This is a genomic window from Streptacidiphilus cavernicola (assembly GCF_042510955.1).
Classification (GTDB): Bacteria; Actinomycetota; Actinomycetes; order Streptomycetales; family Streptomycetaceae; genus Streptacidiphilus; species Streptacidiphilus cavernicola.
Genome location: NZ_JBHFAB010000037.1, coordinates 35674 through 55396, shown reverse-complemented (window position 1 = coordinate 55396; position 19723 = coordinate 35674). Strand labels below are relative to the sequence as shown.

Sequence of the window (19723 nt, the reverse complement as noted above, 5' to 3'; positions counted from 1 at the left end):
ACAAGCGACCGAGGACCCCCACCGAGAAGATCAGCCAGCAGTCCGCAGCCTGACTGCGGCGGCCCCAGGGGTTGGAGAATTACGCCGACACCACCCCTGGGGAAAACCGCCGTCGTTCACAGCAGGCACTGCGTGGGAGGCGGCGCGGGATCTGCTTCCAGTTCCAGGGGCGCGACTCCCTGCGCGAGGAGGGCTTCGAGCTGACCCTGCTCTGGCAGCAGGGGGAGCCGTTCGAGCTGGCTCGCCAGCGGTTGGCGGCGATCGTCCCGGACCCTGCCGCGGGCAGGGCGCCGCGTGACTTCATGCTCCCGCAGTTCGAGAGCGTCGAGGAGCGGGTGCCGCGTCCGGCCCGCATGGATCTGCATCGCCTGCACAGCGCGGGCGAGATTACCCTCAGGACCGTCCCGCTGCCTGTGGCCGAGCCGGTGGACCCCCGCGCACTGCGGCATCTCGACCGCCGCTGGCAGCCGACCAGCCCGCTACGCCGATCCGCCGCCGCGGCGCTCGCCCACCTGGAGAGCGAGGGCGTCAGCATGGCCGGGATCGAACTGCACGCCAAGCCCTTGACCGGGCGCGCCGATCGCGAGGGCGGCGTGACGTGCTTCGTCGATCTCGGCTGGCACTACTTTCGCGCGATGACCAGGTACCTGGCCGACGGGCAGGAATGGTTCGAGGTGCTGCCCTCCACCCCCACCCAGCCCCTCTACGCGCTCCATGTCACTCCCGTGCCCGACCGTCCCGCTGACCGGCAGGACGCACCGTAGCGGTAGTCGGCGTCGATTCCCCGCGCCAGGCACGGATCCGCCCGAGACCGAGAAGACTGAGATACCCCATTCACCTGACGACCCCGGTCCCGGTCAGTTGCCGTCCCCTGCCCGCGGGCACGAGAGGCCGTCGCTCGCGCCGCGGCCGACGGCGCACTGCCCGCCGGCGCCCTTCGCTGGGGCGACGGCACCGTTCCAGGGTTCGAACTGTGGCTCGGCGAGGCAGGAAGTACACGGCCGGAGGCGGGGAGGAGAAAACGCTGACGATTCGGCCGTTCTCCAACATCAGGGACCTGCCCGAGCCCCTTCGGACCGCCCATTGACGGTGTGAGGTCTCGCGAGATCCTGGACACTCCAGTTCCAGGACATGCTTGACGTTGCCGGGACATGTTGGACAGGCCGGATGATCAGTCCGTCAGTCGGGCATGGGCTTTGAAGCGGGTGACGGGCTTGTCGCTGGTGCGTGCATGGGTGGAGAGCTCGGTGTCGCCGTCCAGGACGCGGAAGACGGTGTCCTCGATGAGGATCAGGACGGTCTTGCCTCGATGGCTGGCGCCGATCCGGAGCCTCTGGCCGCTGACCATGACGGTGCCGGCGGATGAGACGCGCCGGTAGGCGCTCAGCGGGCGCGCCGGTGGCGGTGTGGTGACCGCGCCGGGCGAGCGGGCTCCCGCGAGCTTGGGCCACTTCTCGGGCGGCACCGGGGCTGGGAGGGTCCTGTGGACCCGCCCGTCGGCGATGACGTGCATCATCTGGCCGACGAGCCGGAGCACGACGGCCTGGCCCACCAACTGCGGGGAGAGCAAGACTAGCTTGCCGCCCAGGCCCACGTAGCCGTCCCGGGCAACGATGCGCTCCACCTCGACCACCGCCCCGGCCGCCAGTGGTCCCGTCGGCAGGGCTGAGGGGGCGGGCTCGGGTCCCGCGATCCGGGTGCCCTGCTTCAGCAGCGCCTTCAGGTCCCCTGGTGAGAACCGCGAGGGCCGGGTCCGCAGGAGTTCTCCGTCCAGGAACACGTGAATGCTGCGGTCGTCGGCCCAGACTGTGACCGCGCGTCCGGCCAGCGCCGCGGTGAACTTCACCTGCTGGTTGCCGGGCAGGCAGAGCCTGCCGATCCGTGAGATGAGGGCGGTGAACTCGACTGCGGGCACCTGGTGGTCACCGACCGGCGTCAGCGCTGTGGGCAGCTGCGCGGGCAGTACCGGAGGCAGTTCGAGCAGCGGTCGGGCAGTGGGTTCCTCGGGCAGGACGACCTCGGAGACCGGTGACTGGCCGGGGGCTGGGCGGAAGACGTCGGCAGGACACGCCATCTTCAGCGCCTGGTGGGGGCGGGAGTGGTTGTAGGCGTAGACCCAGGCGTCGATCGCGGCTTGGGCGGCTGCCTGGTCGGCGAAGGGCTCGACGTGGTCCAGGAGCTCGCGACGCAGCGACTTGTGGAAGCGTTCGATCTTCCCGGTAGTGGTGGGCGAGCGGGGCTTGGTCAGCCGGGCGGTGATGCCGTTCTCGCGGCAGATCCGTTCGAAGAGGACCTCGGCCGGGGCGGGCTTGGTGAAGCGTCCGGTGAACTGCTTGCCGTTGTCGGTCAGGACCTCCGAGGGCACCCCGAACTTGGTCATCGCCTCGGCGAAGGCGGTGCACACCGCCCGGCCCGAGGGGGTGGCTACGACGCGGGCGATGACGATGAACCGCGAGTGGTCGTCGATCCCGGTGACCAGCTTGCACTCGCGCCCACCGGCCAGGAACACCCCGCCCATCAGGTCCATCTGCCACAGCTGCATCGGGGCGTCGCGCTGCCAGCGCCGGTACTTGCGCTTGTGGATCTGCTCCTGGTGGTCGATCAGGCCGTGCCGGGTCAGGATGCGGTGGACGGTCGAACTACCCGGGACCACGGCGGCTCCCCGGGCGCCGAGCTCGTGGACGATCCGGCGCGCACCCCAGCGCGGATAGGACCGGCGGAGCTCGCAGATCAGCGACTCCACCTCGGGCGGCACCTGGTGCGGGGACAGGTGCGGGCGTCGGGACCGGTCGGCCAGGGCATCCAGGCCGCCGGCGTGGTAGCGCTCAATCCAGGAGTAGACGGACTGACGCGAGGCACCCGCCTGCCGAGCCACCTGCGCCACCGGAACACCGTCAAGGACCTGAAGCACCGCCCGGTACCGGTGCTCGGCCATCCAGCGCCGGTCATCCACCGGCCGGTCATCTTGTATGCCATCCACGCTCGGTACAACGACCCGAGACCGTCCAGGATGTGGTGGCACCGTCAAGGATCACCTGGATCTCAACTGCCCAATATGTCGTGGGACTTCACACTATGGGGAGAACTTCAAGGCCATTGACAGCCCATGGCGCACTGGCTGAATTGCGTTGCACGGGGCGGGGATTGTCACTGTCGGCAGCTAACGTCCCTCCCGTCAGGCAGACCTGAACGACAGCGGGAGACAAGCACCGTGGAGTTACGCGACTACCAGGCCCAGGCTGTGGCCGCGATCGTCGACGCCGCGGCCCGCGGGGAACGGCGGATATCGATCACCGCGGCCTGCGGTACCGGCAAGACCCTGATCGCAGAGCGGGCCGCCGAGCAGTTGGCCCCCGACGGGACGGTCCTGGTGCTGATGCCGACCAAGGCCCTGGTTGCCCAGACCATCGCCCGGTGGCGCGAGGCGGGCCGAACCGGTGTCATGGTCGGGGTATGCGGCCTCTCCCAGGCCGACAGCGGCTTGCAGGTGAGCGACGCGGTGATGACCACCGCGCCCGAGCGCATTGCCCAGCTCCTGCGTGCACCGGGTCCGGGCACCGTGTTCGCGACCTACGCCTCCGCCACCAAGCTCCAGCTCGCCTACGAGCAGCACCGTCTGCCCGCCTGGGACCTGATCGTCGTCGACGAGGCCCACCGCACCTGCGGCGCCTACGGCGAGGGCTGGGGGACCGTGCACAGCGACGCGGCGCTGCCGGCGAAGACCCGCCTGTACATGACCGCCACGCCCCGCATCTGGGACACCCCGGCCGACGCCGGCCTGGGCGCACTGATGGAGGCCGCGCCCATGGCCACCATGGACCGCCAGGACATCTTCGGCCCCACCGTGTTCCGCCTCGGTCTGGCCCAGGCCATCGAACAGGGCGTCCTGGCGGACTACCAGGTCCTGATGCCGGTGGTCGCCGACGACGACCTGCGCAACATCCTCGCCGAGCGCACCCTGGGCACCAGCGCGCACCACAACGGCCTGCGCGCGGCCGCCATGCACGTCGCCGTGCTGCGCGCCATCGCCGAGCACGACCTGCGCCGCGTCCTGGTCTTCCACAACCGCATCGACGCCGCCCACGCCTTCGCTACGACGCTGCGCAGCACGGCCGCGCACGTCCTGCCACCGCTGCGGATCCCCGACCTGTGGGCGCACGCGATCGACAGCGACCAGAGCAGTGACTACCGCCGCGACCTCCTGGCGGACTTCGGGTCCGACACCCACGAGCGTGCCGTGCTGAGCAACGTGCGCGTCCTGAACGAAGGCGTCGACATCCCCACGATCGACGCCGTGGTGTTCGCGGACCCCCGCTACAGCGTCATCGACGCCATCCAGGCGATCGGCCGCGGGCTGCGCCAGCCGCCCGGCCGCGGCAAGGTCGCCACCATCGTCATCCCCCTGCACCTGCCGGACGGTGCCGTGACCCCGCAGGCCCTGCAGGACTCCGGCTTCCACGCCCTGTGGGAGATCCTGCAGGCCCTGCGCGCTCATGACGAGAGCTTCCTGGACCGCCTCGCCCTACCCGTCCGGACCCGCGGCGGCAGGACAGCGAACCGCCGGATGGCCTACAGCCACCCCGAGCGTGCCGTCGAGCTCGCCGCGGCCCTCGGCCTGGAAGTCACCCTGCCCGCCACCGGCACCTGGCAGGACGGCCTGGCCGCCGCCACCGCGTACCGCACCGCCTTCGGGCACCTCGACGTCCCCGCCGACTACTACGGCGGCGACGACGGATTCGCTCTGGGGGAGTGGATTGCCAACTACCGGCTGCGCCGCATCCTGGGGCGCCTTGGCCGCGAACAGATCGCGGTCCTCGACGGGCTCGGCATGCAGTGGGCGCAGCCCGCGCGAATGTTCACCACCATGATCGACCACATCCGTGGCTACGCCCTCGAACACGGCCACCTGGCCGCCCCCCTGGAGGCCACCCATGCCGGCCATCGCGTAGGCGACTGGCTGCAGACCATGCGCCGTCAGGCCCGCAAGAACCTCCTGGACGCCGAGCAGGAGCGGCAACTGACCGCGATCGATCCCTGCTGGAACGCCGGTTGGCAGGTCTGGCGCCGCAACTTCGCCCGCGCCCACGCCTTCCTGAACACCGTGGCCGACGACAGCTGGAACAAGGCCCTGAGCCCCCAGGACCCGCCCGAGACCCAATGGGCGGTCCGCTGGCTGCGCCAGCAAGTCAGCGCTTTCACGAAACTGACCCGTGAACAGGGCGATCTGCTGCTGGGCGCCGGGATCGCCCCCGACCCGCGCGAGATCTACCCCGGCCCCTACCGCACCGGGCAGCGCAGCTCCTTCGCCAACCTTCTCGCCGCCGCCCGGAACTTCCTCCTGCGCGAAGGCCATCTCGAAGTGCCCCGCGGTCACCGTGAGCAGGGCTGGACCGACCACGACGCCGTCCCCGGCGGCAGTGTGGTCCCGCTGGGAGACCTTCTGCACACCTACCGGGCCGATCCTCACCAGCTCACCAAGGAAAGCAGGGACGCATTGTCCGTCTACCGCATGCGCTGGGACGCCGCCGGCCAGTCCCACGACGGCACGCCCATGCCCGACGGTTACCGCATCCCGCAGGCCGAAGGCGATCACCTCCACGACTGCTGCGGCAAGGAGTCAGCGAACCCGCGCGTGTTCAGCCTGGGGTGGACCGACCCCGACGAGAGAACCGAACACCTGATGGGACGCCTGTACGACGCGGCGCTGGAATCCTGTCCCGTATGCAAGGTGCCCCTGGTCCGCACGATCGCCGAGGACCCCGCCACCGCGGCGCACCTGATCACCTGGGCCGCCCATCTGACACTCGAGTGCTTCGCGGAAATCCCCGAAAGCCTCCTGGACCCGCCCACCGAAGCAGGTCGGCCGCTCGCGAAACTGCTCGCCTACTACTGGGACCGCGGATTTCCCTCCCTGGTCAAGCCGCTGGGGCGCACGGGCGAGGAAGAGCGGCGCGAAGCAGTAGCCCGGGCCATCGAGGTCGTCTGCGCCCTGGGCCATCACAGCATCGGCTGGCATCCGCTCCCCACCGACATGCCCGAATGCCCCATCTGCCTGTAACACCCGGCCCCGCACCGGCCCGGACGGCCCGGCTGCCACCGGACTCACCCCCCCATGACGTCCCCGCCGACTGCCCCAGCCGTCGGCGCTGCCGACTCCTTCGGGTGGCCGGGCCTCTCACACAGGGCGGTCCGGGCCCGCGGCCGGCGGCGTGTTTGTTCCGGCGGGCAGCGTCTCGACCCAGCGGATACTGGCGGTGGGGGAGCCGTACGGCTCCAGCAGGAGGTGATGGCCGTCGTCCTGCAGCGAGGCGTCCTTGACCTGGACACCTGGTAGGTGGATCTGCCGGTAGCCGAGGGGGAGCTGCTGGCCGCCGACAGTGACGGCCAGGGGCTCGTGCACGATCATCGCGAACGGTGTGTCAGCGGTGAGCTGGGTGGGCGCGTCCGCGGATTGGACGGTGGAGAACCGGGTCCAGGTGCCCTCGACGGTCTCCCCGCGCAGCAGCGCGGCCGCCTCCAGCCAGGGGGTGAGTTCCTCGAAGGAGCGGTTCGCGAGCTGCGGCATGCGGATCGTGCGCCTGGCCGCTTTCTGGATCATGAGCAGGGCCTCGACGATGTCGAGGAGGAACTCGTTGCTCGGATCGGCGTCGTGGGGGACCGGCTGCGGATTGTGCCTGCGGTCGGCGCCGTGGGCGTCGTCGAACCACAACAGGTTGGGGCGGTGCAGGTGGGCGAGGAAGGCGACGCCGTCGCGGATGTCCTCCAGGCGCATCCCTGCCAGGTCGCGCCAGCTGACCGTCAGGTTCATCGACTTGGCGGTGGTGTCCAGACGCAGGTCGGCGGTGAAGCACCCGTGGACCTCCCTGCCGTGCAGGATCCCTGCGGTCCCGGTGATCCCGCGGGTCACCGCGTCCAGAGTGACGACGCACGCGGCGAGGCCCTGGTGGTCGGGGCCGGTGAGCAGGAGGCGGACGTCCTGGGGGTGGGGGGAGGGCACCGGGTTGGTGGTGATCCTCAGCAGGGAATCGGGTGTCGCGGACGGGGGAGCCAGTGCTGCTGGCAGGTCCGCGGACAGTTCGTAGCTGCTTCCGGTCAGGGTCAGCTCGGTGCCGAAGTCCTGGAAGCGCTTCAGCGCCTGCGCGTCGTCGCTGCCCACCGGTACGCGCACATTGAGCTGGAAGGTGATCGGACGTACCCGGGGCGCGTCGGCGAACCGGGCCCACACCACCACGGTCACCACGGGCCCCTCGCCCTGGGAGCTCCACACCATCACGGGTTGAGGGCCTGCGGCCGCGGACAGGTCCAGCGCCTGGCCGGTGACATGCAGGTCATAGCTGTAGTGCGGATCGATCGCGTTGAGCTGGTTCGACAGCGCCTCCAGGGCAGTGGCCGCGTCGGTGACGTCCAGCGGACCGTCGGCCTGGCCGCGCCCGGACTGCAGCCGCAGCAGCGCGGTCAAGTCGGCCATCGCGGCCTGGAGGCGTTCCTTCCCGTCGCGCAGGTAGTAGTCGATGACCTCCGGGTACTGGGCGGCCAGCCCGTCGACGAACGCCAGCCCCTTCCAGTCGACCCTGACGCTGTTCGGGGCACTCAGCCCGGCCAGCCAGGTGCGGTTCTCGTTGGTCGGGTCCAGCGGGGTCACCAGATCCCACCGGCTGACGCGCAGCCCCGTCTGTCCCATGTAGGTACCCAGCCGCTTCAAAGACTTGCTGATCTGCCTCTTCTCGTTCGCCTTGAGGTTCTGCGCGAAGCGCTTGACCTGCAGGACATGGTGGGAGCCGTCAGGCTGGGGCACGAGCAGGTCGATGCCGCCGTCGCCCCTCGAGGGGCGGATGCGTACGGCCTGCGGATGGCGCCGCGACACCATGATCGCGACGACCTCTTCCACGTCGTCCCCGCTCAGGCGGGTCCACTCCACGCGTGTCACACCCGGCACACTACCGCCCGGCTCTGACACAACCGCCCCGGTGCGAGGGGTGCAAGGGCGCGGGCTTTCACCCAGCGGACGCGGCCCGGGCACCGTTCCTGATCACGCTGGCTCCCGGCCCTGCGCTGCGGGGCGCACGGATGGCCGAACGCATTCCCGGCGGTTCTGTTACGGCCGGCGGTCCGGGACCGCTGCGCTGCCCGTCAGCCGTCCGAGAGGATGACTGTGGCGGTACAGGTAGCGCGGTCCATGGTGGCCATTGCGAGGACCGGTTCGCTGGTGGTGTTCACCACCGCATCGTGCGGCCAGCGCGCCCGGTTGGCCAAGCCGTTTTCTCCACGCGCGGTGTCATCCCGCAGCGACGGCGGCTGCCTCGGCCTGTAGGTGGTCGCGTAGTCTGCGGCGCAGGACCGGTAGGGAGGCGGTGGCGCCCAGGCGGTGCACGAATTCGTGGGCGTTCCATTGGATGAGGTGTCCTTGGCGGGACAGGTACAGTCCGACGCGGTCGATGCGGTACCGGTCCTCGTAGTCCAGCAGCAGGTAGCCGGCGAGCTGGTAGATCTCCGGGGTGCCCAGTTGGCGTGGGCGGGTGGTGGCTTTGCAGTCCAGGAGCAGGCCGTCGAGGATGAAGTCCGCGTCCGCGCCGCCGATGTCGGCGCTGCCGGTGAACACGGGCCCGCAGATCCGCGCCGCCTCGGGTAGTGCGCGAAGCGGCCCGAAGGGTGCTTGGGCCAGGTCCATCTGCGCGGCGAGGTCGGTGGGCACGTAGGCGGGGACGGCCTGGAGGAGGCCGGTCAGGGTGGTGGCGGCGTCGGCGCGGGCGAGCGGGCTGTAGCGCCGTACGCACCCGTAGCGGTAGGCGTCCTCGAAGGAGGCGGCCACGAAGCACAGCCGCGACAGGGTGTCCTGGTCCAGGACAGCGGCACCCGTGCGGTGCTGGTCGAGAAGGGCGAGCAGGTGCAGTCCGGCGGTGTGCAGCGCCGCCCGGACCTGGGGCGCGGGGGCACCGGGCAGTTCGATGCCGGGGTGCAGGACCGCCACGCCGTGGTCCACGGCCGCACCCAGTCCCCGTCCCAGCGACAGGCGCAGCCGGTAGTCGATGGCGTGCCCCAGCGCGGGGAAGTCGGGGTAGGCGGTGTCCATCGGCTGCACCGGGTGCGGTGCGGTGGCGATCGAGGCGAGGTAGTCGCGGACCACCGCGCGAGTGTCGGGCAGGTGCTGCTCCATGAACCGGGACATGGGCGAGGCGGAGTGCTTGAGCTGGCCGGTGAGGCTGAGCTGGATCATCGGCCGTCCGCCGCTGCTGCCGGGGCCAGAAGCCAGGGCCTTGTCGTAGGCGTCGATCCACAGCAGCCCGGCGGGGTCCAGGTGGTGGCGGGCGCGGGTGACCGCCACGTAGGCCAGCCGCGCCTCGGGCAGCGGGATCGGCAGCTGCCGGCCGTCCTCGTCGACCGCGGGCGCCTCGAAGCCGCCCGCGATGCGGACGGTGTCCCATTCGCGGCCCTTGGCCTTGTGCGCGGTGGAGACCGTGACCTGCGCCCGCTCCTCGGGGGTCAGGCGCTTGGCGGCGCCCAGGATCACCTCGGGGCCGTGGGAGTCGACCAGTTGCACGATGGCTTTCAGGTCCGCGCCGGCGCTGTCCTGCTCGACGTACTCCTGCACCTCCGCCCAGGAGGAGAAAAGGAACAGCTCGGGGTGGCTGGTGCGCTTGCCGGCCTGCAGCTCCAATGCCGCCAGCGCGATGCGTTCCAGTGCCTCGCCGCCGCCGGCCAGGGCGACCGGCACACCCTGGTCCAGGAAGCCGATCACCTCCTGCATGGCGTCCGCGTTGCCCCGGCACAGCACTGCGTCCACCGCCTGGGCCGGGCCGATCCGCGAGTCGGCCGGCCCGCAGCCGGACAGCCGCATCGGGGAGTCGGCGTGCCCGAGCCACCGGTTCGCGGCCGCGGCGATCGCGGGCCCGAACCGGAAGGACTGCGTCAGGTCCAGGTGCTCGGCGGGGAACGCCGCCATGATGTCCTTCGCGGCCCGCCAGGCGTAGATCTGCTGCGCCGGGTCGCCCACGACCACCCGCTGCACCGGCTGCGCGAGGAAGACCTCCTCCAGCACCGGGTTGGTGTCCTGGGCCTCGTCGAGCATCACGAAGTCGCCGCGCAGCACAGGGGCGGTCAGCGCCCACATCTTCATGTAGTGGTCGTGTTCGAACCGCAGCACGCCGCGCGGCTCCTGCACGTCCTGCCAGGCCTGCACCGCGTACGGCAGCAGCTCGCGGGCCGCGAACTCCTGCCCGGCCCCGTCCAGCCCGTTGATCCGCTCCAGGTGGCGGGCCATCGGCTCCCGGTCGGTGGTGTAGCAGAACCGCCGGACCATCCCCATCACCAGACGCGCCTGGTGATTGACGGTGATCTTCGTGGAGTTCACCGCGAGATCGCTGTCGATCCCGAGATAGCGCGCGGTCTTCCACGCGGGCAGCCGCGCGGAGGCCTTGAGCCGCTCCCGATAGAAGTGGCCGACGCTCTGGAACGCAAGGGAGTGCGCGGTGCGGCACTCCACGTTGCCCCGAAAACGCCGGGCCGCGTCGTCGGCGATGGCCTTGTTGAACGCCACGTACAGTCCCCGCTGCCGGGTCGAGGCCCCCATCAGCGCCAGGGTCGATGTCTTCCCGGTTCCAGCTCCGGCGACCAAGGCCAGGTCCTGGCCGGCCGCGAACACCTCGCGGGCAGCGCGCTGCTCGGCGGTGGGCTCCATCGCTATGTGGTTCCGTTCCTTTTCCCAGTGCGCGGCTGAGGTCGCGTCGTGTCTTCATCGTTCCAGGGCCCTATGACAACTGTCCTGCCGTTCGGCGTGTTTGACCGGCTTGACACCCTTCGCTGACCGGGACATACTCTGCCCGGACGGCCGAACGGTCGCAGGCCGACCCCTGGGGCCTGGGCCCCTGCGGGGCCGGAGCGCCGCCCGGCCGACGGCGCCCGCTCAGCGGCGGCGTCCGGTCAGACGGCTCAGCAGACGGCCGGCCAGATGCCGTGCCGCCGGTTCAGCGGGCCACTCGAGGCGGCCCGGGGCAGCGGTGCCGACTGCGAGGGGCTCGTGCCCGCCCCGTTCACCGCTGCCCGTGCCGGGGACGCGGGGCTGCTTGACCGGCCGGCTGGGTACCCAGCGGACCTGGTTGCGGTGAATCCAGTAGTGCGAGTGGCACGTGAACCCCCAGTTCCCGATCGAGGGATGCAGGGAGATCGACTCGCCGTCGAAGGTCAGGTGCCACTCCTCGCGGCCCAGCGGGGTGACGACCTCGCTCCCGCAGCCGCAGCAGCACAGGTGCGCCACGCTCGCGAAGGGGATGGACACGTACAGCACCCCCGGGTCGAGCCGGTCGGGGAAGTGGTCGACGAAGGCGTGGGCCAGGCGGGTGGTCCTCATCCGTGGTCCTCGTTGCTCAGCACGTTCCCGTCGATCTGGTAGACGCTGTGCCGCTCGCCCTCCAGGTCCGCGAAGAGCCCGCAGGTCTTCTTCCACTTGATCACGGCCAGGGCGGCGTTGAGTGCGTTGAGCTCGGCGATCTGGATGTTGGTCGCGTACTCGTTGTCCGCCCTGCCGTCCGCGAACGGGATCCGCCCCTGGTGGCCGTGCCGCTGGCCGGGCACGCTGGTGGTCACCCGCACCAGCCCGGCCAGTGCCCCGCCGCTCTCGTATACGCCCATGCCCACGTCCACGAACGCGATCCCGTACTCCTGGAGCTGCTCCACCAGCAGCCGCCGGGCTGCGCCCTGGTCCAGGGAGAGGAACACGAAGTCCATGCCGCGCAGCTCCTCGACGTTCGAGGCATCCACGTAGCCGTCGTGGGCGACGACGCCGTGGCGCATCCGCCCGTACACTGCCGCGAAGTGGTCGACCTTGCGCGGCGCGCCCTGCAGGTCCTCCAGCGAGGCCGCGCCGGGGGCGCGGAAGGCGTTGTGCTGCAGGAACCGGTCGCCGTCGAAGAGGTGGATCTCGCCGACGGGGGTCTTGGCGACCAGGTCCAGGATGTAGGAGCCGGTGCCGCCCAGGCCTACGATCGCGACCCGCTGCCCCTCTAGGCGCGCGGTCACCGCCTCGATGCCGGCCCGGCTGGAGGCAGTGTCCAGGTAGCGGAACACCGAACCGTCCTCCTGCGAGGTCTCCGTCACCGGGAACGTCAGCGCGCTCGCCTGCGGGTCCAGGGCGTGGGCGGGGGAGGAGACGGCGTTCGCGTAGGTGGTCATCTTCTCGTGGTAGTCCGCGTACGGCCGCCCGACCGGCTTGCTGGAGAACAGCCACTGGACCGCGGTCCCGTCCGCGAGGGTCTCGGCCACCGGGCCGTTGATGACCCGCTCCAGCGGCCTGCCCTCGCGGTCGCACGGCTCGGAGCCGCACCACTTCACGACGTGCGACTCCGGCACGGTCGTCACGTCCCCGGCCAGCGTCAGCTCGGACGCCAGGGTGCCGAAGCGCACGCTCCGGTCCTGCGCCACATACGGGACGTGGCGCAGGACCAGCAGGCCGCCGACCACCGCGACGTCGTATCCCTCCTCCAGGAGACGCCGCAGGTCGGGACTACGACTTGTCAGTCTGGGTGACATTGAAGACCGTCCTGTTCTTGACCTTCACGCTCTGGCCGGCGACCAGGGTGCCCTCGGCCGGGTGCTGCGCGGCGTGCCGGTAGCCGACCGTGAAGGTGACGCCGGGGCCCTGCGGCACCGGGTCGTAGGCCAGGCGCACGACGTGCTCGAAGGAGAGCTCGTCCTCGTGGACGGTCCTCTCGCGAGTGTTGACGAAGATCTTGTACTCGTGGCCGCGCTCGGACTGCTGGACGGACTCGGCGGTGACGGACGACATAACCCCTCCTACGGTTTCATTGAAGCCAATGAAACCGTAGCACGCCCCTTCCCACCCGTCACCCCCGCCCCAGCGGTCCGATGTGCGACGAACCCCGCCGCGCTGGCATGCTGGTGCGCTGTGCGACTCGAACTCACCGGGCACCATCCCATGCACCGCGGCGACCTGCACATCAGCGCCGACAGCGAACCCGGGCTGGTCATCGACGCACGCGGCCTCGGCTTCGCCAGCCCGCTGGACCTGACCGCCGCCATCGCGATCGCCCACGACCGGGCCCGGACCGGCACGCCCACGGCCCTGATCCTGCCCGAGGATGCCAACGTCACCTCCTACCTCCAGCGCATGGACCTGCTCCGCCACCTCCCCCCAGGCACACACGTCACCGGACCCCTCCCTGCGGAGGAGCGCCTGGACCACAGCCGACGGCTGATGGAGATCACGCCGCTGACCCCCCGCAGCGCCAGCGCCGTCGCACAGCGCATCGGCCTGGTCGCCACCACCACCCTGGGCCCCCGCTTCGGCGCCCTCACCTTCAAGGCCGTCGGAGAACTCATCGACAACGCCGTCAGCCACGGCCTGAGCGGACCCGGTGCCTTCATCTGCGCCCAGACCTACACCGGCAGGACCACCGAAGCACCCGGCCTGGAAATCGCCCTGTGCGACACCGGCATCGGCGTCCTCGAACACCTGAGACGCAACCCGCAATATGCACACATGACCGACCACGCCCAGGCGCTGCGCTGCGCCCTGGAGCCGGGGGTTACCGGCACCGGTGAGATGCGCGGCAACGGCCTGCCCGACCTGCTGGCCGAGACCGGCCGCGCCGGCACCACCCGGCTCCTGCTACGCAGCGGCACCGGGATCGTTGTCGCCGAGCGCGATCCCGGCACCCCTCCAATGGACGACACCTGCACCACCACCCGGGTGTCGGGAACCTGGGCACAGCTGCGGGTGATGTTCCCGGCCTAGTCGAACTGTGCTTCAATGCGTTCAATGAACCCGACGAAACGCGAAGCATCGCATACCTTCACGGTCCGCGAACACGGCACGTTTCTCGCCACGCGCGCCACTGGCGCCGCCGCCCGCACCGCTCTCGCACACCAGGTGGAATCCACTGCGCCCGTCAGCGTGCTGACCATCGACTTCACCGGCACCGAGGCGATGACCAACAGCTTCACCGACGAGTTCCTCGGCAAGTTCTACCTCTCCCTGGCCGCCGGCGACGTGAGCGTCGGCGGCGTCGAACTGGCCGGACTCAATGAGGAGACCCGCGACGCGGTCACCGTGTGCCTGGAACGCCGCAAACAGATCGCCGTCGACGCCGACACCGGAGAACTGCTCGGCGACGCCGCGTTCCTGATCGCGACATACCAGTACGCGCAAAAGCTCGGCAGCTTCCGTACAGCCACGCTCGCCGAAGCGCTGGAAATCTCCCTGCCCAACGCCAACAATCGCCTCAAGCGCCTGGTCGAAGCAGGCGCCCTGAGGCGTGACCGCGCGGCCGGACCCGAACGCGGCGGCAAGGAGTTCGCCTACCGACTGCCCGAAGCCCACCAGGCCGACACCCGGGCCTGAAGCACCGTTCAGTATTACGTGCGACAGGAAGTCGGCTCACGGCCTCGAACCCCCTACATGGACGTTGGTTCATTGCCGGGACCGCCTCCTCACTCGTGCGGGTCTTGGGACGGCAGCCCGGGGATGAAGCCGCTCGCCTTACTGATGTGGATCTCGCGGACGCCTGTGGCCGGCTGGGCCTGCGGGTCGTTGACGGCGATGATCAGCTGGGGTGGGCGGCCCTGCCGGTCGCAGGTGATGGCCGCCTCGCTCAGCATCCGCATCACGTTGGCGGCGATCCGCGCGTCCTCGCCATGGCTGCCCAGGCCGCTCAGGGGGGAGTCGATCGCCAGGAACTGCGGCACCAGCATGGAGGGGACTTCGCGGCCCACGTCACGCAGACTCAGTGCGGCGTTCATGTTGATGATGCCCAGGCGGGCGCCGGCGACGACCTGGGAGTCGAAGTCGTGGCCGTCGACGTTGGAGGAGAAGTCCTCCGGATCGATGAAGGCGCTCCGTACCCGGGGGTCGCAGGACTGCATCCGCGCAAGGAAGAAGGACGACCAGCGCTCGGTGAGCAATTTGACGTGGACGTCGACGTCCTTCTCGGCGACCTCCCATTCCTGCTTCGCGGCCTTCCTGGCCTCGTCCAGGGCGGGCAGGTCACGGGTGAGCTCTTTGATGACAGCGAGTTCCTTCAGGTGCTCGACCAACTGCTCCAGCCGGGCTGCCAGTTCCCGACTCTGCGCCTCGAGCTCGAGTACCCTGGCCCGCTGTGGCGCGACCGTGCTGTTCTCGAACTCCTCTGCCGCGGCGTAAGCACTGCGCACCGCAAGATCCGCCTCCGCGGCCCGGGCCCGGGCGCCGGCGGCGGTCTCGGTTGCCCGCCTGCTCGCGGCGACTGCCTGGTCCAGGGTGCGGCTGGCGGACGTGATCCGGGCGGCTGCGGCGCGGGCACGCTGCGTACGGTCCGCGTCGGGCTCCTTGCACACCGGGCACTGGTCGGGGGCGAGTCCCTCCAAGACCAGGGCCTTGCCGCACTGCGGGCAGCCGGTGGGCTCGCCCGCCACCTCCCGCAGCGCGCTGAGCCGGCCGGCGGCCTCGCGTTCGGCCCCGACCATGGCCCGCAGGGTCTTCTCGCTCTCGTCCGCGGCGCGGCGCGCCGCGTCCTGGGCGGGACCGCACTGCTTGGCCTTGTCGACCAGCGCCTGGTGCTGCGCCGCCAGCCTGCGCAGCAGCGCGCCCGCCTCACGGGTCTGCTGGGTCCGCTCGGTGTGCTGGGCGGTCCACTGGGCGTGGGTGGTGTCCAGGTCGGTGTGGTCGGGCAGGTCGCGTTCGGCCCGGGCCGCATTGAGTTTGTCCAGCAGGCCCTTGCTGGTCTGCCATGCCTGCTTCTTGGCCGCGTGGATCTCCCGCAGTCGCTCCACGGCGGCGTCGTGCGCGCCCAGCAGGGTCCGCCCGGCCAGACGGCGCTGGGCCGAGGACAGGCCGCCCAGGTACTGAGTGGTCAACGTCGCCTGGCGCAGGTACATCCAGGGCAGCAACTGCGTCATGCCAAGCCGTCCAGCCGCATGACCCAGCAACGGGATGCCGAGCAGTTCCTGGAAGAACTCGGCGGCGCTCTGCTGCCCGTTCTTCCCCGTGACCGGGACGGGCACAGCTGGCCGGCCGGCGTCGCTGAGGTTCACGAACTCCACCTCGCCACCGGTGCTCTGAGTCGAGCGGGTCACCTGCCAGCGCACGTCGTCGATGCGGAACACCACCCGGACGCAGGCACAGGACCGGACCGCGGGCATCACCTTCACCGACGTCAGGCCCACCGCGTACCAAAGGACTTCCAGCCCGGCGCTCTTGCCTGCCCCGGACTCGCCGACCACCAACGTGAGCGGGGAGCTGTAGCGGTGCCCCTGCCACACGTCGCCCACCAGGAACTGCTCACTCTCAACGATGTACGACCGCGCCATGGCTGCACTCCCTCGATCGACTCAGCAACCGGATCGGCAAGTCGCTGCACCGATGGCCTAACGAGCGCGGTCTCGTGCGGTGACGGCGACTGCTGCGGCACTGCGGCTCGGGCCTCGCCGGTACCGGCCATGTCCCAGTCTCGGCGGCGGATTTCTGTGGTCTGCCACGCCGATGGGTGGGCGTCGATTTCGCTTGAGTGGCCCGGGGCGAGGCCGGCTGGTCCGCGAGGATCGGCACCGCCACGACCCAACTGCGCATCGTGCGGCCCCGGCCTGCCCGCTGCAGTGGGGCGACCGAGGAGGTGATCCGCACCGGTGGCGCTGGGGTACCGGCTGGCTTCGTCTCGAACCTGGGCACAGACCTTGAAGTAGCTACGCAGGCTGTGCGACGTCGCGAACGCAGACGAAGCCGAGACTGGTGAGCCCCTCGGCCTGGCACAGCCGGTCGGAGGCCCCGCCGACTTCGGTCTGAAGCAGTTGGTACTCGGCGCTGTAGGTGCGGCCCCAGTGCATGGCTGCCTGCCAGAGTCGTCGTCCGTGGCCGTGGCCGCGCTGGTCGGGCAGCACGCCGAAGTACTGGGGCTGGAGCCGGGTGCTGCCGGTCGAGTCCGGTCCGGTCTCCATCGGGCCGATCGCACCCACGATGTGCTGGTCCTGGGTCACGGTCAGGACCGGGCCGACGCGGTCGGCCTTCATCTGCTCGTGCAGGAAGGCGAAGCCGTCGCCGGAGAGTTTGTCGGCGAAGTCCGCGAAGGTGGCGGCGACGGCGGGCGGCAGCTCGCTGTAGGGCCGGACGCCGCCGGGATGCGGGGCGGGGTGGGTGAAGTCCCGCAGTTGGATGCGGGTGGCCCCGGCGCCGGGGGCGGGCTCGTGGTCCGGGGCCTGGAACCAGACGATGCGGGCCCTGGGCGTCCCGTGGGCCTGGGCCAGCTCCGCTGCCAGGTCCACGGCGGTCTCGCACGGCCCGGTGTAGCAGATGACCTTGACGGCGCCCTTGCCCCGGGTGGACAGCGTCGGGATCAGCGTGGTGTCGGGGTCGTGGAGGACGGCTTTGGTGAGCACGTGCTCGTCCTTGGCCGCGAACCAGCGGGCGTCCCGGTCCTGGGGCAGGAACTCGCCGCTGTCCGCGATGTCGAAGACGCGCTGGAAGAGGGCGGGCACGGCCTCGCGAGGGTGGACGGGTCCGAGGGTAGGGACGTACGGAACACGCATCACGGGGTGCAGCCAGTCCCAGTGCAGTCGCATAGCGAGCACGGTACTCAGCTGTCACGCGTGCCGCAGGCCCTGACGCGAAAGCGTCAGGGCCTGCGTGGTTGTGACCGGTCAGGGCCTAGAACGGGTTGTCGTCGCCTGCGTTGCAGGAGCACTTCGTGGACTCGGCGAGGTCGTCCAGATCGTCGACCATCTCGATGTCGGCCGTGCCGGTGCGGGTCCGGCCGAGCTGGATGAGGGCGTTCGGGTTCATGCTGTCACCTCCTCTCGGGGTCGTCCGTGCTGGCAGTAGCTCGCCAGCGGTGCCTTCGCCTCTTGGTAGAGCTTGGCCATCGGTCGGCAGACTCCGCAGGAGCCCGGCAGTTGGCAGCCGGAGCATCCCCCAGTGCGAAGCATCAGTTGGTCGGCGATGGCGCCGAGTTCCCGTAGGCCCTCGACGCCTTCGGCGATCAGGTCGATGGCGGGGTCGCGGCCGACCTTGCAGATCGACGCCTTCCCGTGCGGGTCGCAGTGGAAGAAGGTGTGGCCCGCGTTGCAGCCGCTGAAGACCTTGCGCTGACGCAGGTGCTTGGCGGACTGGGCGGGCAGCGTCTCCGCGCCGCCGTAGATGGTGGGGGCCATGTTGACGTAGGTGTTGGCGACCAGGCCCCACCGGTCGGCCATGGCCACCATCGCCGCCTCCTCGTCCGCGCTGTGCTCGGTGACCACGAGGTTCAGGCGCATCTGCACCCCCGCCTCCAGCGCGGCCGTCATGCCGCGCTGGAACTTCGCGAACGAGCCCCGGCGGCGGGTCAGGCCGTCGTAGCTTTCGGCGGTTGCCCCGTAGACGGAGACCACGACCCGGTAGGGCGGCATCGCCTCGAAGGTCTCCAGGAGGTCGGGACGCCACAGCCGTGACCCGTTGGTGGAGACCGTGATCATCATCCCGAGCGTGTAGGCGAGCTTGTAGGCGTCCAGGAACAGCGGGTCGATGGTTGGCTCGCCGCCGGTGATCTGGAGCCAGAGCACCCCGGCGTCCCGCATGACGCGCAGTAGCCGGGCCTTGCCCTCCCAGCCCAGGCCCTCGAACTGCTTCAGGCCCAGGTAGCAGTGCTCGCAGTCGTAGTTGCAGCCGAGGTTGATCTCCCACGACGCACGGCTGTACTGCGGGTCGGCACGCCCGCGGACCAGCAGGTAGTCGCCTGTCGGACGGGCGGGGTCGAGGTCCGCGGCCCACCGCTGGCGGGCGGCCTTCACCAGCCAGGGCGGGGCAGGCTCCCGCGCCGCGGTGCTCGCCTCCAGCTCGGCGTACTGCGCGGCGGGCACCTTGACCCCGGCAGTGCTCCCGGGGCAGACGACCAGGTAGTCGTCGAGGAACGGACTGGCGATCAGCTCGTGCACGGGCGTTCTCCATCCGGATCGGTTCACCACGCCGCAGGCAGCGGCAGCGGGGTGTCGGGCTCGGTCAGGGCCGGACGCGCGGACGCTTCCGGGCCGTCGTGCTGCTGGGTCTGGGCCGCGAAGCCGAGCAGGAAGGCCGCGGCCAAGTGCCCGGCGGCCCAACGCACCGTCAGGGCGGTGCCCAGGCGGTCGGTGTCGGTGCCCTGGTGGCGGCCCGTCACGGGGCGGTGAGGTCGATCAGGGCCTTGTGCAGGGTCACGGGGTCGGCCAGGTGGAACGGATCGTCGGGTCGAGCAAGCCAGCGCACCCGGCGCCCTGGCCTGGCAAGGGGCGGCAGCACCACCCAGGAACCACGGGACAGTAGTCGCACCCCGGCGAAGTCCCACCGGTGCCCGCCGCGATGGGGGATCAGCCAGTAGTGGGCGTCCATCTGTGCGTCGATGATGACCGGGCCCGGCTGGCTCTGGGTGCGGAGCATCATCGTGGCCAGCACCAGCGGGGCCAGGACGCCGGTGACGCGGACCGCGTCCCAGTCCTCCCCGGCGGCGAAGGCCCGCGGCAGCCAGCGAGGCAGGCTGAGCCGGCGCGGCTGCGGCCGGGACCCGAGCAGATCGGGCCGGTCGCCGCCCGCGCCGGCGGCGGGTGGCACGTCACAAGTCAGCGTAATAGTCAGGGGCATGCCATGAGACTCCGGATGCGGGATCGTCGGCCGGTACCCACCCGTTCACGGACGGGGGGAGGGCGGGCACCGGCCCTTCAACCAGGCCGTAGTCGGCCCGTAGGGGAAGTGAACGCCCGCACGGCGGTGGCGGTAACCCTGCGACGGGTACACCCG

Annotated in this window: 16 protein-coding genes; 4 read left to right on the top strand and 12 right to left on the bottom strand. The window is 70.5% G+C overall.

Annotation, left to right across the window (positions count from 1 at the left end):
- The first annotated feature begins 71 nt into the window (after positions 1–71).
- Positions 72–764 carry a hypothetical protein gene (locus ACEZDE_RS32380; protein ID WP_380544259.1) on the top strand — a complete coding sequence of 231 codons (693 nt, stop codon included), beginning with the start codon at positions 72–74 and terminating at the stop codon, positions 762–764.
- A gap of 407 nt (positions 765–1171) precedes the next feature.
- Here ACEZDE_RS32380 and ACEZDE_RS32375 read toward each other — a convergent pair whose 3' ends face one another.
- Entirely contained in the window at positions 1172–2971 is a 1800-nt protein-coding gene (locus ACEZDE_RS32375) for an IS481 family transposase (RefSeq protein ID WP_380544265.1), read from the bottom strand.
- Positions 2972–3106: 135 nt separating this feature from the next.
- On the opposite strand from ACEZDE_RS32375, the gene ACEZDE_RS32370 reads away from it, so the two are divergent.
- On the top strand, positions 3107–6058 hold the full coding sequence (locus ACEZDE_RS32370) for a DEAD/DEAH box helicase (RefSeq protein ID WP_380544256.1): 2952 nt from the start codon (positions 3107–3109) through the stop codon (positions 6056–6058).
- A 117-nt stretch (positions 6059–6175) separates the two neighbouring features.
- Here ACEZDE_RS32370 and ACEZDE_RS32365 read toward each other — a convergent pair whose 3' ends face one another.
- The 5 genes from ACEZDE_RS32365 to ACEZDE_RS32345 all read right to left on the bottom strand — a co-directional run bounded on the left by ACEZDE_RS32365 (position 6176) and on the right by ACEZDE_RS32345 (position 12778).
- Complete coding sequence (locus ACEZDE_RS32365) at positions 6176–7927, bottom strand: hypothetical protein (RefSeq protein ID WP_380544253.1); 1752 nt, start codon at positions 7925–7927, stop codon at positions 6176–6178.
- A gap of 348 nt (positions 7928–8275) precedes the next feature.
- A complete protein-coding gene (locus tag ACEZDE_RS32360) occupies positions 8276–10675 on the bottom strand; it encodes a UvrD-helicase domain-containing protein (RefSeq protein WP_380544250.1) in 2400 nt (799 codons plus the stop codon).
- A 225-nt stretch (positions 10676–10900) separates the two neighbouring features.
- A complete protein-coding gene (locus ACEZDE_RS32355) occupies positions 10901–11344 on the bottom strand; it encodes a DUF6527 family protein (protein ID WP_380544247.1) in 444 nt (147 codons plus the stop codon).
- Complete coding sequence (locus ACEZDE_RS32350; protein ID WP_380544244.1) at positions 11341–12522, bottom strand: ThiF family adenylyltransferase; 1182 nt, start codon at positions 12520–12522, stop codon at positions 11341–11343. The genes ACEZDE_RS32355 and ACEZDE_RS32350 overlap by 4 nt, the downstream gene beginning before the upstream one ends.
- Positions 12497–12778 (bottom strand): multiubiquitin domain-containing protein, encoded by a 282-nt coding sequence (locus tag ACEZDE_RS32345; protein WP_380544241.1) that lies wholly within the window; start codon positions 12776–12778, stop codon positions 12497–12499. The genes ACEZDE_RS32350 and ACEZDE_RS32345 overlap by 26 nt, the downstream gene beginning before the upstream one ends.
- A gap of 120 nt (positions 12779–12898) precedes the next feature.
- Here ACEZDE_RS32345 and ACEZDE_RS32340 point away from each other — a divergent pair, with 120 nt between their 5' ends.
- Positions 12899–13747: a hypothetical protein gene (locus ACEZDE_RS32340; RefSeq protein WP_380544238.1), complete on the top strand. Its 849-nt coding sequence runs from the start codon at positions 12899–12901 to the stop codon at positions 13745–13747.
- Positions 13748–13771: 24 nt separating this feature from the next.
- Positions 13772–14353 carry a hypothetical protein gene (locus tag ACEZDE_RS32335; protein ID WP_380544235.1) on the top strand — a complete coding sequence of 194 codons (582 nt, stop codon included), beginning with the start codon at positions 13772–13774 and terminating at the stop codon, positions 14351–14353.
- A gap of 89 nt (positions 14354–14442) precedes the next feature.
- On the opposite strand, the gene ACEZDE_RS32330 is transcribed toward ACEZDE_RS32335, so the two are convergent.
- The 6 genes from ACEZDE_RS32330 to ACEZDE_RS32305 form a co-directional block, all read right to left on the bottom strand.
- Positions 14443–16296, bottom strand: coding sequence for a hypothetical protein (locus ACEZDE_RS32330; protein ID WP_380544232.1), 1854 nt, complete (start codon positions 16294–16296; stop codon positions 14443–14445).
- Positions 16297–16668: 372 nt separating this feature from the next.
- Positions 16669–17457: a GNAT family N-acetyltransferase gene (locus ACEZDE_RS32325; protein WP_380544229.1), complete on the bottom strand. Its 789-nt coding sequence runs from the start codon at positions 17455–17457 to the stop codon at positions 16669–16671.
- 169 nt (positions 17458–17626) lie between these two features.
- Positions 17627–17761, bottom strand: coding sequence for a hypothetical protein (locus ACEZDE_RS32320; RefSeq protein ID WP_380544227.1), 135 nt, complete (start codon positions 17759–17761; stop codon positions 17627–17629).
- Positions 17758–18888 (bottom strand): radical SAM protein, encoded by a 1131-nt coding sequence (locus tag ACEZDE_RS32315; RefSeq protein WP_380544224.1) that lies wholly within the window; start codon positions 18886–18888, stop codon positions 17758–17760. The genes ACEZDE_RS32320 and ACEZDE_RS32315 overlap by 4 nt, the downstream gene beginning before the upstream one ends.
- A 23-nt stretch (positions 18889–18911) precedes the next feature.
- Complete coding sequence (locus ACEZDE_RS32310) at positions 18912–19109, bottom strand: hypothetical protein (RefSeq protein WP_380544221.1); 198 nt, start codon at positions 19107–19109, stop codon at positions 18912–18914.
- Positions 19106–19537 (bottom strand): hypothetical protein, encoded by a 432-nt coding sequence (locus ACEZDE_RS32305; protein ID WP_380544218.1) that lies wholly within the window; start codon positions 19535–19537, stop codon positions 19106–19108. The genes ACEZDE_RS32310 and ACEZDE_RS32305 overlap by 4 nt, the downstream gene beginning before the upstream one ends.
- Positions 19538–19723: the final 186 nt, after the last annotated feature.